The 12,828-nt window shown below is 66.0% G+C and carries 24 protein-coding genes; all 24 read left to right on the forward strand.

The annotated features are described in order from the left end of the window. Positions 1–7 precede the first annotated feature (7 nt). Positions 8–289 carry a 30S ribosomal protein S19 gene (gene rpsS, locus MKW14_RS17340; RefSeq protein ID WP_095748093.1) on the forward strand — a complete coding sequence of 94 codons (282 nt, stop codon included), beginning with the start codon at positions 8–10 and terminating at the stop codon, positions 287–289. Between the two features lie 45 nt (positions 290–334). Continuing rightward, positions 335–682, forward strand: coding sequence for a 50S ribosomal protein L22 (gene rplV / locus MKW14_RS17345; RefSeq protein ID WP_003974262.1), 348 nt, complete (start codon positions 335–337; stop codon positions 680–682). Then, a complete protein-coding gene (gene rpsC, locus MKW14_RS17350) occupies positions 682–1,509 on the forward strand; it encodes a 30S ribosomal protein S3 (RefSeq protein ID WP_240863444.1) in 828 nt (275 codons plus the stop codon). Before rplV ends, rpsC begins: the two co-directional genes overlap by 1 nt. 5 nt (positions 1,510–1,514) lie before the next feature. Then, positions 1,515–1,934: a 50S ribosomal protein L16 gene (rplP, locus tag MKW14_RS17355; RefSeq protein ID WP_007494765.1), complete on the forward strand. Its 420-nt coding sequence runs from the start codon at positions 1,515–1,517 to the stop codon at positions 1,932–1,934. Continuing rightward, on the forward strand, positions 1,934–2,158 hold the full coding sequence (rpmC, locus tag MKW14_RS17360; RefSeq protein WP_003974259.1) for a 50S ribosomal protein L29: 225 nt from the start codon (positions 1,934–1,936) through the stop codon (positions 2,156–2,158). The genes rplP and rpmC overlap by 1 nt, the downstream gene beginning before the upstream one ends. Continuing rightward, positions 2,158–2,445, forward strand: a complete 288-nt coding sequence (gene rpsQ / locus MKW14_RS17365) for a 30S ribosomal protein S17 (RefSeq protein WP_007384073.1) — start codon at positions 2,158–2,160, stop codon at positions 2,443–2,445. Before rpmC ends, rpsQ begins: the two co-directional genes overlap by 1 nt. Before the next feature lie 110 nt (positions 2,446–2,555). After that, positions 2,556–2,924: a 50S ribosomal protein L14 gene (rplN, locus tag MKW14_RS17370; RefSeq protein WP_003998823.1), complete on the forward strand. Its 369-nt coding sequence runs from the start codon at positions 2,556–2,558 to the stop codon at positions 2,922–2,924. Positions 2,925–2,926: 2 nt separating this feature from the next. Further along, on the forward strand, positions 2,927–3,250 hold the full coding sequence (gene rplX / locus MKW14_RS17375; RefSeq protein WP_018543913.1) for a 50S ribosomal protein L24: 324 nt from the start codon (positions 2,927–2,929) through the stop codon (positions 3,248–3,250). Beyond that, a complete protein-coding gene (gene rplE, locus MKW14_RS17380) occupies positions 3,250–3,807 on the forward strand; it encodes a 50S ribosomal protein L5 (protein ID WP_020135807.1) in 558 nt (185 codons plus the stop codon). The genes rplX and rplE overlap by 1 nt, the downstream gene beginning before the upstream one ends. A gap of 5 nt (positions 3,808–3,812) precedes the next feature. Next, entirely contained in the window at positions 3,813–3,998 is a 186-nt protein-coding gene (locus MKW14_RS17385) for a type Z 30S ribosomal protein S14 (protein ID WP_003948630.1), read from the forward strand. A 241-nt stretch (positions 3,999–4,239) separates the two neighbouring features. After that, positions 4,240–4,638, forward strand: a complete 399-nt coding sequence (gene rpsH / locus MKW14_RS17390) for a 30S ribosomal protein S8 (protein ID WP_007494756.1) — start codon at positions 4,240–4,242, stop codon at positions 4,636–4,638. A 24-nt stretch (positions 4,639–4,662) separates the two neighbouring features. Continuing rightward, positions 4,663–5,202, forward strand: coding sequence for a 50S ribosomal protein L6 (gene rplF / locus MKW14_RS17395; protein ID WP_208777379.1), 540 nt, complete (start codon positions 4,663–4,665; stop codon positions 5,200–5,202). Positions 5,203–5,205: 3 nt separating this feature from the next. Further along, positions 5,206–5,589, forward strand: a complete 384-nt coding sequence (rplR, locus tag MKW14_RS17400; protein WP_071373345.1) for a 50S ribosomal protein L18 — start codon at positions 5,206–5,208, stop codon at positions 5,587–5,589. A gap of 36 nt (positions 5,590–5,625) precedes the next feature. Beyond that, positions 5,626–6,231 carry a 30S ribosomal protein S5 gene (gene rpsE, locus MKW14_RS17405; protein WP_019753099.1) on the forward strand — a complete coding sequence of 202 codons (606 nt, stop codon included), beginning with the start codon at positions 5,626–5,628 and terminating at the stop codon, positions 6,229–6,231. Between the two features lie 2 nt (positions 6,232–6,233). Next, positions 6,234–6,416 (forward strand): 50S ribosomal protein L30, encoded by a 183-nt coding sequence (gene rpmD, locus MKW14_RS17410; RefSeq protein WP_003998814.1) that lies wholly within the window; start codon positions 6,234–6,236, stop codon positions 6,414–6,416. Between the two features lie 2 nt (positions 6,417–6,418). After that, positions 6,419–6,874: a 50S ribosomal protein L15 gene (gene rplO, locus MKW14_RS17415; RefSeq protein WP_240863445.1), complete on the forward strand. Its 456-nt coding sequence runs from the start codon at positions 6,419–6,421 to the stop codon at positions 6,872–6,874. A 191-nt stretch (positions 6,875–7,065) separates the two neighbouring features. Then, on the forward strand, positions 7,066–8,379 hold the full coding sequence (secY, locus tag MKW14_RS17420; RefSeq protein ID WP_240863446.1) for a preprotein translocase subunit SecY: 1,314 nt from the start codon (positions 7,066–7,068) through the stop codon (positions 8,377–8,379). Then, a complete protein-coding gene (locus MKW14_RS17425; protein WP_240863447.1) occupies positions 8,379–9,041 on the forward strand; it encodes an adenylate kinase in 663 nt (220 codons plus the stop codon). Before secY ends, MKW14_RS17425 begins: the two co-directional genes overlap by 1 nt. A 106-nt stretch (positions 9,042–9,147) precedes the next feature. After that, positions 9,148–9,984: a type I methionyl aminopeptidase gene (gene map / locus MKW14_RS17430; protein WP_240863448.1), complete on the forward strand. Its 837-nt coding sequence runs from the start codon at positions 9,148–9,150 to the stop codon at positions 9,982–9,984. Positions 9,985–10,139: 155 nt separating this feature from the next. After that, positions 10,140–10,361, forward strand: a complete 222-nt coding sequence (infA, locus tag MKW14_RS17435) for a translation initiation factor IF-1 (protein WP_003948620.1) — start codon at positions 10,140–10,142, stop codon at positions 10,359–10,361. Positions 10,362–10,390: 29 nt separating this feature from the next. Next, positions 10,391–10,504 (forward strand): 50S ribosomal protein L36, encoded by a 114-nt coding sequence (gene rpmJ / locus MKW14_RS17440; RefSeq protein WP_003998809.1) that lies wholly within the window; start codon positions 10,391–10,393, stop codon positions 10,502–10,504. A gap of 194 nt (positions 10,505–10,698) precedes the next feature. Beyond that, entirely contained in the window at positions 10,699–11,079 is a 381-nt protein-coding gene (gene rpsM / locus MKW14_RS17445; protein ID WP_009300593.1) for a 30S ribosomal protein S13, read from the forward strand. Positions 11,080–11,139: 60 nt separating this feature from the next. Next, positions 11,140–11,544, forward strand: coding sequence for a 30S ribosomal protein S11 (rpsK, locus tag MKW14_RS17450; RefSeq protein ID WP_003956432.1), 405 nt, complete (start codon positions 11,140–11,142; stop codon positions 11,542–11,544). 243 nt (positions 11,545–11,787) lie between these two features. Further along, positions 11,788–12,810, forward strand: coding sequence for a DNA-directed RNA polymerase subunit alpha (locus tag MKW14_RS17455; RefSeq protein WP_003966937.1), 1,023 nt, complete (start codon positions 11,788–11,790; stop codon positions 12,808–12,810). The last annotated feature ends 18 nt before the right edge of the window (positions 12,811–12,828 follow it).

A 12,828-nucleotide genomic window follows, 5' to 3' on the forward strand; every position in this document is an offset into this window, starting at 1 on the left:
GGTTTAGATGCCGCGCAGTCTCAAGAAGGGGCCCTTCGTCGACGACCACCTGATCAAGAAGGTGGACGCCCAGAACGAAGCGGGCTCTAAGAACGTCATCAAGACCTGGTCCCGTCGCTCGATGATCGTCCCGGCCATGCTCGGCCACACGATCGCGGTGCACAACGGCAAGACCCACATCCCGGTGTTCGTCACCGAGTCGATGGTCGGCCACAAGCTCGGCGAGTTCTCGCCGACGCGCACCTTCCGGGGTCACGTCAAGGAAGACCGGAAGTCGAAGCGCCGCTGACAGCGGATCGCATTCAGACACGTAAGTAACTCTGAAGGGACAACCATGGAAGCCAGGGCCCAGGCGCGGTACATCCGCGTCACGCCCATGAAGGCCCGCCGTGTGGTGGACCTCATCCGTGGCATGGACGCCACGGAGGCCCAGGCTGTTCTGCGATTCGCTCCGCAGGCAGCCTCGGTTCCGGTCGGCAAGGTGCTCGACAGCGCCATTGCCAACGCCGCGCACAACTACGACCACACCGACGCCGACAGCCTCTTCATCTCCGAGGCGTACGTCGACGAGGGCCCGACCCTGAAGCGGTTCCGGCCGCGTGCCCAGGGCCGTGCCTACCGGATCCGCAAGCGGACCAGCCACATCACCGTGGTCGTCAGCAGCAAGGAAGGAACCCGGTAATGGGCCAGAAGGTAAACCCGCACGGGTTCCGGCTCGGTGTCACCACCGACTTCAAGTCGCGTTGGTACGCCGACAAGCTGTACAAGGACTACGTCAAGGAAGACGTCGCCATCCGTCGGATGATGACGTCCGGCATGGAGCGCGCCGGCATCTCCAAGGTCGAGATCGAGCGCACCCGTGACCGCGTGCGTGTGGACATCCACACCGCTCGTCCGGGCATCGTCATCGGCCGCCGTGGCGCCGAGGCCGACCGCATCCGCGGCGACCTCGAGAAGCTCACGGGCAAGCAGGTCCAGCTGAACATCCTCGAGGTCAAGAACCCCGAGACGGACGCTCAGCTGGTCGCGCAGGCCGTCGCCGAGCAGCTCTCCTCCCGCGTCTCCTTCCGTCGGGCCATGCGCAAGAGCATGCAGTCCGCCATGAAGGCCGGCGCCAAGGGCATCAAGATCCAGTGCGGTGGCCGCCTCGGCGGCGCCGAGATGTCCCGCTCGGAGTTCTACCGCGAGGGCCGCGTGCCCCTGCACACGCTCCGCGCGAACGTGGACTACGGCTTCTTCGAGGCCAAGACGACCTTCGGCCGCATCGGTGTGAAGGTCTGGATCTACAAGGGCGACGTCAAGAACATCGCCGAGGTCCGCGCCGAGAACGCTGCCGCCCGTGCGGGTAACCGCCCGGCCCGCGGTGGCGCCGGCGACCGCCCGGCCCGTGGTGGCCGTGGTGGCGAGCGGCGCGGTCGCAAGCCGCAGCAGCAGGCTCCGGCTGCCGAGGCCCCCCAGGCCGAGGCGCCCGCCGCCGCTCCGGCTGAGAGCACCGGAACGGAGGCCTGACCGACATGCTGATCCCCCGTAGGGTCAAGCACCGCAAGCAGCACCACCCGGGACGCAGCGGCGCTGCCAAGGGTGGCACGACGGTCGCGTTCGGCGAGTACGGCATCCAGGCGCTCACCCCGGCGTATGTGACGAACCGTCAGATCGAGGCCGCTCGTATCGCCATGACGCGTCACATCAAGCGTGGTGGCAAGGTCTGGATCAACATCTACCCGGACCGTCCGCTCACGAAGAAGCCCGCCGAGACCCGCATGGGTTCCGGTAAGGGTTCTCCGGAGTGGTGGATCGCCAACGTCAAGCCCGGACGCGTGATGTTCGAGCTGTCGTACCCCAACGAGAAGATCGCCCGTGAGGCGCTGACCCGTGCGGCCCACAAGCTGCCGATGAAGTGCCGGATCGTCAAGCGCGAGGCAGGTGAAGCGTGATGTCGGCCGGTACCAAGGCGTCCGAGCTGCGCGAGCTGGGCAACGAGGAGCTTCTGGCGAAGCTCCGCGAGGCCAAGGAAGAGCTGTTCAACCTCCGCTTCCAGGCGGCGACCGGTCAGCTCGAGAACCACGGCCGTCTGAAGGCGGTCCGCAAGGACATCGCGCGGATCTACACCCTGATGCGTGAGCGCGAGCTGGGCATCGAGACGGTGGAGAGTGCCTGATGAGTGAGAGCAACGTGACTGAGCAGACTGCAGAGGCCCGCGGCTTCCGCAAGACCCGTGAGGGTCTCGTCGTCAGCGACAAGATGGACAAGACCGTCGTCGTCGCCGTCGAGGACCGCGTCAAGCACGCGCTGTACGGCAAGGTCATCCGCCGTACCAACAAGCTCAAGGCGCACGACGAGCAGAACGCCGCGGGTGTCGGCGACCGCGTCCTCCTCGCGGAGACCCGGCCGCTGTCCGCGACGAAGCGCTGGCGCGTCGTCGAGATCCTCGAGAAGGCCAAGTAATTTCCTGCGGGGCATTCCTCGCAGGTCAGTTCCGCCAGGCTCGGCAGGGGCTCAACTCCCGTAAGGGATGAGGCCCCTGCCGGGAACCGGCAGACAAACAGGAGATAGACGTGATCCAGCAGGAGTCGCGACTGCGTGTCGCCGACAACACTGGTGCGAAGGAGATCCTTTGCATCCGTGTGCTCGGTGGCTCCGGTCGCCGCTACGCGGGCATCGGTGACGTCATCGTCGCCACCGTCAAGGACGCGATCCCCGGTGGCAACGTGAAGAAGGGTGACGTCGTCAAGGCGGTCATCGTTCGCACCGTCAAGGAGCGCCGCCGCCCGGACGGCTCGTACATCCGCTTCGACGAGAACGCCGCCGTCATTCTGAAGAACGACGGCGACCCTCGCGGCACCCGCATCTTCGGCCCGGTCGGGCGTGAGCTGCGCGAGAAGAAGTTCATGAAGATCATCTCGCTGGCTCCGGAGGTGCTGTAAGCATGAAGATCAAGAAGGGCGACCTGGTCCAGGTCATCACCGGCAAGGACAAGGGCAAGCAGGGCAAGGTCATTGCCGCTTACCCGCGCGACGAGCGCGTCCTGGTCGAGGGTGTCAACCGGGTCAAGAAGCACACCAAGGCCGGGCCGACCGCCAGCGGTTCGCAGGCCGGCGGCATCGTCACGACCGAGGCGCCGATCCACGTCTCCAACGTCCAGCTGGTCGTTGAGAAGGACGGCAACAAGGTCGTCACGCGTGTCGGTTACCGCTTCGACGACGAGGGCAACAAGATCCGCGTTGCCAAGCGGACGGGTGAGGACATCTGATGGCTACCACCACCACTCCGCGTCTCAAGACGAAGTACCGCGAGGAGATCGCGGGCAAGCTGCGTGACGAGTTCAAGTACGAGAACGTCATGCAGATCCCCGGTCTCGTGAAGATCGTGGTCAACATGGGTGTCGGCGACGCCGCCCGTGACTCGAAGCTGATCGAGGGCGCGATCCGCGACCTGACCACCATCACCGGTCAGAAGCCGGCCGTCACCAAGGCCCGCAAGTCCATCGCGCAGTTCAAGCTGCGCGAGGGTCAGCCGATCGGTGCCCACGTCACGCTCCGTGGCGACCGCATGTGGGAGTTCCTGGACCGCACCCTGTCGCTCGCGCTCCCGCGCATCCGCGACTTCCGCGGTCTGTCCCCCAAGCAGTTCGACGGCCGTGGCAACTACACCTTCGGTCTCACGGAGCAGGTCATGTTCCACGAGATCGACCAGGACAAGATCGACCGTACCCGGGGCATGGACATCACCGTGGTCACCACGGCGACCAACGACGCTGAGGGCCGCGCGCTCCTTCGTCACCTCGGCTTCCCGTTCAAGGAGGCGTGAGCGAGATGGCGAAGAAGGCTCTGATTGCCAAGGCTGCTCGCAAGCCCAAGTTCGGTGTGCGTGGCTACACCCGCTGCCAGCGCTGCGGCCGTCCGCACTCCGTCTACCGCAAGTTCGGCCTGTGCCGCGTGTGCCTTCGTGAGATGGCTCACCGTGGCGAGCTGCCGGGCGTGACCAAGAGCTCCTGGTAGTCCCGTAGTTCGGGATTCCAGAGGCTCTCGGTAAGCACTGGGCTCTGTCAGGCGCCCGCCCTTCCATGCCTTAGGCTTGGAGGGTTGGGCGTCTGACGACTGCCCGTACGCACGCGGACAGCTGTCCGCTGAATGATGCTTACTACGCCGTAGGTCCACCGCGCCGCACCCGTCCCGTCCCGGATCGGGGAGAGGGATGGCGCACCAGGAAACCCCGGCGAGAGAGGCCGAAGGCCAATTCATGACCATGACTGATCCGATCGCAGACATGCTGACGCGTCTGCGGAACGCGAACTCGGCGTACCACGACTCCGTGACGATGCCGGCGTCCAAGATCAAGTCTCACATCGCGGAGATCCTCCAGCAGGAGGGCTTCATCACGGGCTGGAAGATCGAGGACGCCGAGGTCGGCAAGAACCTCGTCCTCGAGCTGAAGTTCGGCCCGAACCGTGAGCGCTCCATCGCGGGCATCAAGCGGATCTCCAAGCCCGGTCTCCGGGTGTACGCGAAGTCCACCAACCTGCCCAAGGTCCTCGGTGGCCTCGGCGTGGCGATCATCTCCACGTCGCACGGTCTCCTGACCGACAAGCAGGCCGGCAAGAAGGGCGTGGGTGGGGAAGTCCTCGCCTACGTCTGGTAGCGGAAGGGAACGGAGGAAACAGCTATGTCGCGCATCGGCAAGCTCCCCATCGCGGTTCCCGCCGGCGTGGACGTCACCATCGACGGCCGTACGGTCTCGGTCAAGGGCCCCAAGGGCTCGCTGACCCACACCGTCGCATCGCCGATCGACATCGCCAAGGGTGAGGACGGCGTGCTCAACGTCACCCGCCCCAACGACGAGCGTCAGAACAAGGCCCTGCACGGCCTGTCCCGCACGCTGGTGGCGAACATGATCACCGGCGTGACCCAGGGTTACGTGAAGAAGCTCGAGATCAGCGGTGTCGGTTACCGCGTTACGGCCAAGGGTTCGAACCTCGAGTTCGCGCTCGGCTACAGCCACCCGATCACCGTCGAGGCGCCCGAGGGCATCACCTTCAAGGTGGAGACCCCGACCCGCTTCTCGGTCGAGGGCATCGACAAGCAGAAGGTCGGCGAGGTTGCGGCCAACATCCGCAAGCTGCGCAAGCCCGACCCGTACAAGGCCAAGGGCGTCAAGTACGAGGGCGAAGTCATCCGCCGCAAGGTCGGAAAGGCGGGTAAGTAAGCCATGGCATACGGACAGAAGATCCTCAAGGGCGACGCCTACAAGCGCGCCGCGATCAAGCGCCGCCACATCCGGATTCGCAAGAACCTCTCCGGTACGGCGGAGCGTCCGCGTCTGGTCGTGACCCGCTCCAACCGCCACATCGTGGCGCAGGTGATCGACGACCTGAAGGGCCACACCCTGGCTTCGGCGTCCACGCTGGACACGTCGATCCGCGGTGGCGAGGGCGACAAGTCCGCGCAGGCCAAGCAGGTCGGCGCCCTGGTCGCCGAGCGTGCCAAGGCCGCCGGTGTCGAGGCCGTCGTGTTCGACCGTGGTGGCAACCAGTACGCCGGGCGCATCGCCGCCCTGGCGGACGCCGCCCGCGAGGCCGGGCTCAAGTTCTGAGCCGCTTGTAGCTAGCGGAAAGAGAGAGGTAATCCAATGGCTGGACCCCAGCGCCGCGGAAGCGGTGCCGGTGGCGGCGAGCGGCGGGACCGGAAGGGCCGTGACGGCGGCGCTGCTGCCGCCGAGAAGACCGCGTACGTTGAGCGCGTCGTCGCGATCAACCGCGTCGCCAAGGTTGTGAAGGGTGGTCGTCGCTTCAGCTTCACCGCGCTGGTCGTGGTGGGCGACGGTGACGGCACCGTGGGTGTCGGTTACGGCAAGGCCAAGGAGGTGCCGGCCGCCATCGCCAAGGGCGTTGAGGAGGCCAAGAAGCACTTCTTCAAGGTCCCCCGTATCCAGGGCACCATCCCGCACCCCATCCAGGGTGAGAAGGCTGCCGGCGTCGTGCTGCTCAAGCCCGCGTCCCCCGGTACCGGTGTTATCGCCGGTGGTCCGGTGCGTGCCGTGCTCGAGTGCGCCGGTATCCACGACGTGCTGTCGAAGTCGCTCGGCTCCGACAACGCGATCAACATCGTGCACGCGACCGTGGAGGCCCTGAAGGGTCTGCAGCGTCCCGAGGAGATCGCGGCCCGCCGTGGTCTGCCGCTCGAGGACGTCGCCCCCGCGGCTCTTCTCCGTGCGCGTGCCGGGGCGGGTGCGTAATCATGGCGCAGCTCAAGATTACGCAGGTCAAGTCCTACATCGGCAGCAAGCAGAACCACCGTGACACCCTGCGGTCGCTTGGTCTCAAGGGGATCAACACCGTGGTCGTCAAGGAGGACCGCCCCGAGTTCCGCGGCATGGTGCACACCGTCCGCCACCTCGTGACGGTCGAGGAGGTCGACTGATCATGGCGGAGAACAACCCGCTCAAGATCCACAACCTCCGTCCCGCCCCGGGCGCCAAGACCGCCAAGACCCGTGTCGGTCGTGGTGAGGCGTCGAAGGGTAAGACGGCCGGTCGTGGTACCAAGGGCACCAAGGCCCGCTACCAGGTTCCGGAGCGCTTCGAGGGTGGGCAGATGCCCCTCCACATGCGTCTTCCGAAGCTGAAGGGCTTCAAGAACCCGTTCAAGACCGAGTACCAGGTCGTGAACCTCGACAAGCTGGCCACGCTCTACCCCGAGGGTGGCGAGGTCACCGTCGAGGGTCTGGTGGCCAAGGGCGCCGTTCGCAAGAACGCGCTCGTCAAGGTCCTCGGCCAGGGCGAGATCTCCGTGGCGCTGCAGGTGACGGTCGACGCCGTCTCCGGCTCCGCCAAGGAGAAGATCACCGCCGCCGGCGGCACCGTCACCGAGCTCGTCTGACACCACTCAGCGAACGCTCGATGACATGAACGATCCCGACCGGGGATATCCCACAAAGGGGTATCCCCGGTTGGTCGTTCCACGGGGAGCTGTGCCGCCGGTAAGGTAGCCTCCACCGTTCGTTATTCGTATCCGTCGAACCTCAAGACCGTCACCCTTGACGCAGTTGCGCGGGGGTCGCAGGAGGCACCGTGCTCACCGCGTTCGCCCGGGCGTTCAAAACGCCCGACCTGCGCAAGAAACTGCTCTTCACGCTGGGCATCATCGTGGTCTACCGGGTCGGTACCCACATTCCGATCCCTGGCGTCGACTACACGTCTGTCCAGCAGTGCGTAAAGGAAGCCTCTGGCAACCAGGGGCTCTTCGGCATGATCAACATGTTCAGCGGTGGCGCGCTGCTGCAGATCACGATCTTCGCGCTCGGCATCATGCCGTACATCACGGCGAGCATCATCCTGCAGCTGCTGACCGTGGTGATCCCGCGCCTGGAGGCACTGAAGAAGGAGGGCCAGGCGGGTACCGCGAAGATCACGCAGTACACCCGCTACCTGACGGTGGCCCTCGCCATCCTGCAGGGCACCGGCCTGGTGGCCACCGCCCGCAGCGGCGCGCTCTTCGGCCAGTGCTCGGTGGGCAGCCAGATCGTGCCCGACCGCTCGATCTTCACCACCATCACGATGGTCATCTGCATGACGGCCGGCACCGCCGTCGTCATGTGGCTCGGTGAGCTCATCACCGACCGCGGCATCGGCAACGGCATGTCGATCCTCATGTTCATCTCGATCGCCGCGACCTTCCCGTCCGCGCTGTGGGCCATCAAGAAGCAGGGCACGCTGGCCGGCGGCTGGATCGAGTTCGGCACCGTGATCCTCGTCGGCCTGGTGATGGTCGGTCTGGTCGTCTTCGTCGAGCAGGCCCAGCGCCGGATCCCGGTGCAGTACGCGAAGCGCATGATCGGCCGCCGTTCCTACGGCGGTACGTCGACGTACATCCCGCTGAAGGTCAACCAGGCGGGTGTGATCCCCGTCATCTTCGCGTCGTCGCTGCTCTACATCCCGGCGCTGGTCGCGCAGTTCTCCGGCGGGAACTCCAGCTGGAAGGTCTGGATCAACGACAACCTGACCAAGGGTGACCACCCGATCTACCTGGTCAGCTACTTCTTGCTGATCGTTTTCTTCGCGTTCTTCTATGTGGCGATCTCCTTCAACCCCGAGGAAGTCGCCGACAACATGAAGAAGTATGGTGGCTTCATCCCGGGCATCCGGGCTGGCCGACCGACCGCTGAGTACCTGAGTTACGTGCTCAACCGGATCACCTGGCCGGGTTCGCTGTATCTGGGGCTGATCGCTCTCGTTCCAACGATGGCGTTGGTCGGGTTCGGGGCATCCGGTAACTTCCCCTTCGGCGGGACGAGCATCCTGATCATCGTGGGTGTGGGTCTCGAGACGGTGAAGCAGATCGAGAGCCAGCTCCAGCAGCGCAATTACGAAGGGTTCCTCCGCTGATGCGAATCGTCCTCGTCGGGCCGCCGGGAGCCGGCAAGGGAACGCAAGCCGTTCGCCTTGCCGAGAAACTGCGCATCCCGCACATCTCCACGGGCGACCTGTTCCGCGCCAACATCAGCCAGCAGACGGAGCTCGGGAAACTCGCGAAGTCCTACATGGACGCCGGCAATCTCGTCCCCGACGAGGTCACCATCGCGATGGCTAAGGACCGCATGGAGCAGCCGGACGCCGAGGGCGGCTTCCTGCTCGACGGTTTCCCGCGCAATGTCTCGCAGGCCGAGGCGCTGGACGAGCTGCTGAAGACCGAGGCCATCAAGCTGGACGCGGTACTCGACCTCGAAGTCCCCGAGGAAGAGGTCGTCAAGCGGATCGCCGGCCGCCGTATCTGCCGCAACGACTCCTCGCACGTCTTCCACGTGACGTACAGCCCGCCGAAGAAGGAAGGCGTCTGCGACGTCTGCGCCGGTGAGCTGTACCAGCGGGACGACGACTCCGAGGAGACGGTCCGCACCCGGCTCGAGGTCTACCACACGCAGACCGAGCCGATCATCGACTACTACAAGTCGCAGGGCCTGGTCGTCACGATCTCGTCCCTCGGCCCGGTGGACGAGGTCACGCAGCGGGCTCTGGAGGCCCTCAAGCGCGAGGACGACGGCAAGTAGCCGTCAGCCGGTCACGGCCGTGGCACCCGAAAGGGCGTCACGGCCGTACTGTTGTCCTGGTAACCGGTTGACGCAGTTGAGCAGTAGACGGAGAGCGCAGGCCCCCATGGTGCAGATCAAGAGCCCCGAGCAGATCGCCAGGATGCGGGAGGCGGGGCTGGTCGTCGCCGCCATCCACGCGGCCACCCGTGAGGCGGCGGTGCCCGGAGCCAGCACCAAGGACCTGGACGAGGTCGCGCGCAAGGTGCTCGCCGAGCACAACGCCAAGCCCAACTTCCTCGGTTACGGCGGCTTCCCGGCGACGATCTGCACCTCCGTCAACGAGGTCGTCGTCCACGGCATCCCGTCCGAGGACGTGGTCCTCAAGGACGGCGACATCATCTCCATCGACTGCGGCGCGATCGTGGACGGCTGGCACGGGGACGCGGCCTACACGGCCTTCGTGGGCTCCGGTCACGCTCCCGAACTCATCGAGCTCTCCCGGGTGACCGAGGAGTCGATGTGGGCCGGCATCGCGGCCATGAAGCAGGGCAACCGGCTGGTCGACGTCTCCCGTGCCATCGAGACCTACATCCGCCGCCAGCCGAAGCCGGGCGGCGGCAGGTACGGGATCATCGAGGACTACGGCGGCCACGGCATCGGCACCGAGATGCACATGGACCCGCACCTGCTGAACTACGTCGACCGCCGCCGCGGCAAGGGCCCCAAGCTGGTCCCGGGCTTCTGCCTCGCCATCGAGCCGATGGTCTCCCTGGGCACCCCGAAGACCGAGGTCCTCTCCGACGACTGGACGGTCATCACCACGGACGGCACCTGGTCCTCCCACTGGGAACACTCGGTCGCCCTGACCGAGCAGGGCCCCCTGGTCCTCACGTCCCCGGACGGCGGCAGGGCCAAGCTGGCGGAACACGGGGTCACGGCGGCGCCGGACCCGCTTGCCTGAGCGCCGGCCGCTTAAGGATCTCCCCGCCGGGGCACTCTTTCTCGATTCGTCTTTCCGAGAGGGCTGACGTAGACTGACTCGTCGGCTCTCGTGTACCCGCATGTCCTCATGCGCTGGCGGGAGTCGATCAAGGTAGTCGATTCGAAGGGCGAAGCGTGGCCAAGAAGCAAGGTGCCATCGAGATCGAGGGCACTGTCGTCGAGTCTCTTCCGAACGCCATGTTCAAGGTCGAGCTCCAGAACGGCCACCAGGTCCTGGCACACATCAGCGGCAAGATGCGTATGCACTACATCCGCATCCTCCCTGACGACCGGGTCGTGGTGGAGCTGTCTCCGTACGACCTGACGCGTGGCCGGATCGTCTACCGCTACAAGTAGATCCCTCTGACTCGGAGAACCTCGATCCCATGAAGGTCAAGCCGAGCGTCAAGAAGATCTGCGACAAGTGCAGGGTGATCCGCCGTCACGGCCGGGTCATGGTCATCTGCGAGAACCCGCGCCACAAGCAGCGCCAGGGCTGACGTAACGACCTCCCTCTGCGGTTTCGCAGGGCTTCGCGCGACGCGAGCTGAATATGTTCATACGCAGGATCCAGGAGGACGCGAGCGTCCGCCTGACACCCCCGGTTCGGAGGCCGGGGACCCGGTTCGTACCTGATACGGCGGCCGGGAACCGATTCTGCGGAAGACCTCCGAAGATCACCAGGAGCCATTGAATGGCACGCGTTTCCGGTGTTGACATCCCGCGCGAAAAGCGCGTGGAGGTCGCCCTCACCTACGTGTTCGGCATCGGCCGGACCCTCTCGAAGGAGACGCTGGCAGCGACCGGCGTCGACCCCAACACCCGCGTCCGCGACCTCTCCGAGGAGCAGCTCGTCGCGATCCGCGAGTACGTGGACAACAACATCAAGACCGAGGGTGACCTCCGTCGCGAGATCCAGGCCGACATCCGCCGCAAGGTCGAGATCGGCTGCTACCAGGGTCTCCGTCACCGTCGTGGTCTGCCCGTCCGCGGTCAGCGCACCAGCACCAACGCCCGCACCCGCAAGGGCCCGCGTCGCGCCATCGCCGGCAAGAAGAAGCCGGGCAAGAAGTAGTCCTCGCAGCGGTCCCACCAGCTGCCGTAGGACCGACCACCTCCCGTAGGAGATTTCTACATGCCCCCCAAGGGTCGTCAGGGCGCTGCCAAGAAGGTGCGCCGCAAGGAAAAGAAGAACGTCGCTCACGGCCACGCGCACATCAAGAGCACGTTCAACAACACGATCGTCTCCATCACGGACCCGTCCGGCAACGTGATCTCCTGGGCCTCCGCCGGCCACGTCGGCTTCAAGGGCTCCCGGAAGTCCACGCCGTTCGCCGCGCAGATGGCCGCCGAGTCGGCTGCCCGCCGCGCCCAGGAGCACGGCATGCGCAAGGTCGACGTGTTCGTCAAGGGCCCGGGTTCCGGTCGTGAGACCGCGATCCGCTCCCTGCAGGCCACGGGCCTCGAGGTCGGCTCCATCCAGGACGTCACCCCGACCCCGCACAACGGCTGCCGTCCGCCGAAGCGTCGTCGCGTCTGACACGCAGGCTCACGGCGGCTGTCGGCTGGGGGTGTGGGGGTTATCCCCCACATGTCGCAGTACGGCTGCCGTCCGCCGAAGCGTCGTCGCGTCTGACGCGGTCGCTTTTCGGGCTTTCGGGCGGTATGGCTCTCGTACGAGGTCGTACCGCCCGTACCCTTGCAGTACCCGCGCTTTTCACGGGCGCGGTTTCCGTCGGGCGTCAAATAGCGGGCGTCCACGAAAGAAGGATCTGATCCACACATGCTGATCGCTCAGCGTCCCTCGTTGACCGAAGAGGTCGTCGACGAGTTCCGCTCCCGGTTCGTGATCGAGCCGCTGGAGCCGGGCTTCGGCTACACCCTCGGCAACTCCCTCCGCCGCACCCTCCTGTCGTCGATCCCCGGTGCCGCTGTCACCAGCATCCGCATCGACGGCGTCCTGCACGAGTTCACCACCGTGCCGGGCGTCAAGGAGGACGTCACCGACCTGATCCTCAACATCAAGCAGCTGGTCGTCTCCTCGGAGCACGACGAGCCGGTCGTGATGTACCTGCGCAAGCAGGGCCCGGGTCTGGTCACCGCCGCCGACATCGCGCCCCCGGCCGGTGTCGAGGTGCACAACCCCGACCTGGTCCTCGCCACGCTCAACGGCAAGGGCAAGCTGGAGATGGAGCTCACGGTCGAGCGTGGCCGCGGTTACGTCTCCGCCGTGCAGAACAAGCAGGTGGGCCAGGAGATCGGCCGTATCCCGGTCGACTCCATCTACAGCCCGGTGCTGAAGGTCACGTACAAGGTCGAGGCCACGCGTGTCGAGCAGCGCACCGACTTCGACAAGCTGATCGTCGACGTCGAGACCAAGCAGGCGATGCGTCCCCGTGACGCCATGGCCTCCGCCGGTAAGACCCTGGTCGAGCTGTTCGGTCTCGCCCGCGAGCTGAACATCGACGCCGAGGGCATCGACATGGGCCCGTCCCCGACGGACGCCGCCCTTGCCGCCGACCTGGCGCTGCCGATCGAGGAGCTGGAGCTCACGGTCCGCTCCTACAACTGCCTCAAGCGCGAGGGCATCCACTCCGTGGGTGAGCTCGTGGCGCGCTCCGAGGCCGACCTCCTGGACATCCGCAACTTCGGTGCGAAGTCCATCGACGAGGTCAAGGCGAAGCTGGCCGGCATGGGCCTGGCCCTGAAGGACAGCCCGCCCGGATTCGACCCCACGGCCGCCGCCGACGCCTTCGGCGCCGACGACGACGCGGACGCGGGTTTCGTGGAGACCGAGCAGTACTGAGCACTACCCAGCAGTACC

The sequence above is a fragment of the Streptomyces gilvus genome (assembly GCF_022513565.1).
GTDB classification, from domain to species: Bacteria; Actinomycetota; Actinomycetes; order Streptomycetales; family Streptomycetaceae; genus Streptomyces; species Streptomyces gilvus.

Excerpts from the sequence above, each read along its gene's own strand:
- rplF (WP_208777379.1), top strand. The coding sequence starts at position 4,663 with ATGTCGCGCATCGGCAAGCTCCCCATCGCGGTTCCCGCCGGCGTGGAC.
- rpmC (WP_003974259.1), top strand. The coding sequence starts at position 1,934 with ATGTCGGCCGGTACCAAGGCGTCCGAGCTGCGCGAGCTGGGCAACGAG.
- map (WP_240863448.1), top strand. The coding sequence starts at position 9,148 with ATGGTGCAGATCAAGAGCCCCGAGCAGATCGCCAGGATGCGGGAGGCG.
- rpsS (WP_095748093.1), top strand. The coding sequence starts at position 8 with ATGCCGCGCAGTCTCAAGAAGGGGCCCTTCGTCGACGACCACCTGATC.
- rpmD (WP_003998814.1), top strand. The coding sequence starts at position 6,234 with ATGGCGCAGCTCAAGATTACGCAGGTCAAGTCCTACATCGGCAGCAAG.
- MKW14_RS17385 (WP_003948630.1), top strand. The coding sequence starts at position 3,813 with ATGGCGAAGAAGGCTCTGATTGCCAAGGCTGCTCGCAAGCCCAAGTTC.
- rpsH (WP_007494756.1), top strand. The coding sequence starts at position 4,240 with ATGACCATGACTGATCCGATCGCAGACATGCTGACGCGTCTGCGGAAC.
- MKW14_RS17455 (WP_003966937.1), top strand. The coding sequence starts at position 11,788 with ATGCTGATCGCTCAGCGTCCCTCGTTGACCGAAGAGGTCGTCGACGAG.
- rplE (WP_020135807.1), top strand. The coding sequence starts at position 3,250 with ATGGCTACCACCACCACTCCGCGTCTCAAGACGAAGTACCGCGAGGAG.
- rplX (WP_018543913.1), top strand. The coding sequence starts at position 2,927 with ATGAAGATCAAGAAGGGCGACCTGGTCCAGGTCATCACCGGCAAGGAC.
- rpmJ (WP_003998809.1), top strand. The coding sequence starts at position 10,391 with ATGAAGGTCAAGCCGAGCGTCAAGAAGATCTGCGACAAGTGCAGGGTG.
- MKW14_RS17425 (WP_240863447.1), top strand. The coding sequence starts at position 8,379 with ATGCGAATCGTCCTCGTCGGGCCGCCGGGAGCCGGCAAGGGAACGCAA.
- rplP (WP_007494765.1), top strand. The coding sequence starts at position 1,515 with ATGCTGATCCCCCGTAGGGTCAAGCACCGCAAGCAGCACCACCCGGGA.
- rplR (WP_071373345.1), top strand. The coding sequence starts at position 5,206 with ATGGCATACGGACAGAAGATCCTCAAGGGCGACGCCTACAAGCGCGCC.
- rpsK (WP_003956432.1), top strand. The coding sequence starts at position 11,140 with ATGCCCCCCAAGGGTCGTCAGGGCGCTGCCAAGAAGGTGCGCCGCAAG.
- rpsE (WP_019753099.1), top strand. The coding sequence starts at position 5,626 with ATGGCTGGACCCCAGCGCCGCGGAAGCGGTGCCGGTGGCGGCGAGCGG.
- rplV (WP_003974262.1), top strand. The coding sequence starts at position 335 with ATGGAAGCCAGGGCCCAGGCGCGGTACATCCGCGTCACGCCCATGAAG.
- rpsC (WP_240863444.1), top strand. The coding sequence starts at position 682 with ATGGGCCAGAAGGTAAACCCGCACGGGTTCCGGCTCGGTGTCACCACC.
- rpsQ (WP_007384073.1), top strand. The coding sequence starts at position 2,158 with ATGAGTGAGAGCAACGTGACTGAGCAGACTGCAGAGGCCCGCGGCTTC.
- rplO (WP_240863445.1), top strand. The coding sequence starts at position 6,419 with ATGGCGGAGAACAACCCGCTCAAGATCCACAACCTCCGTCCCGCCCCG.
- rpsM (WP_009300593.1), top strand. The coding sequence starts at position 10,699 with ATGGCACGCGTTTCCGGTGTTGACATCCCGCGCGAAAAGCGCGTGGAG.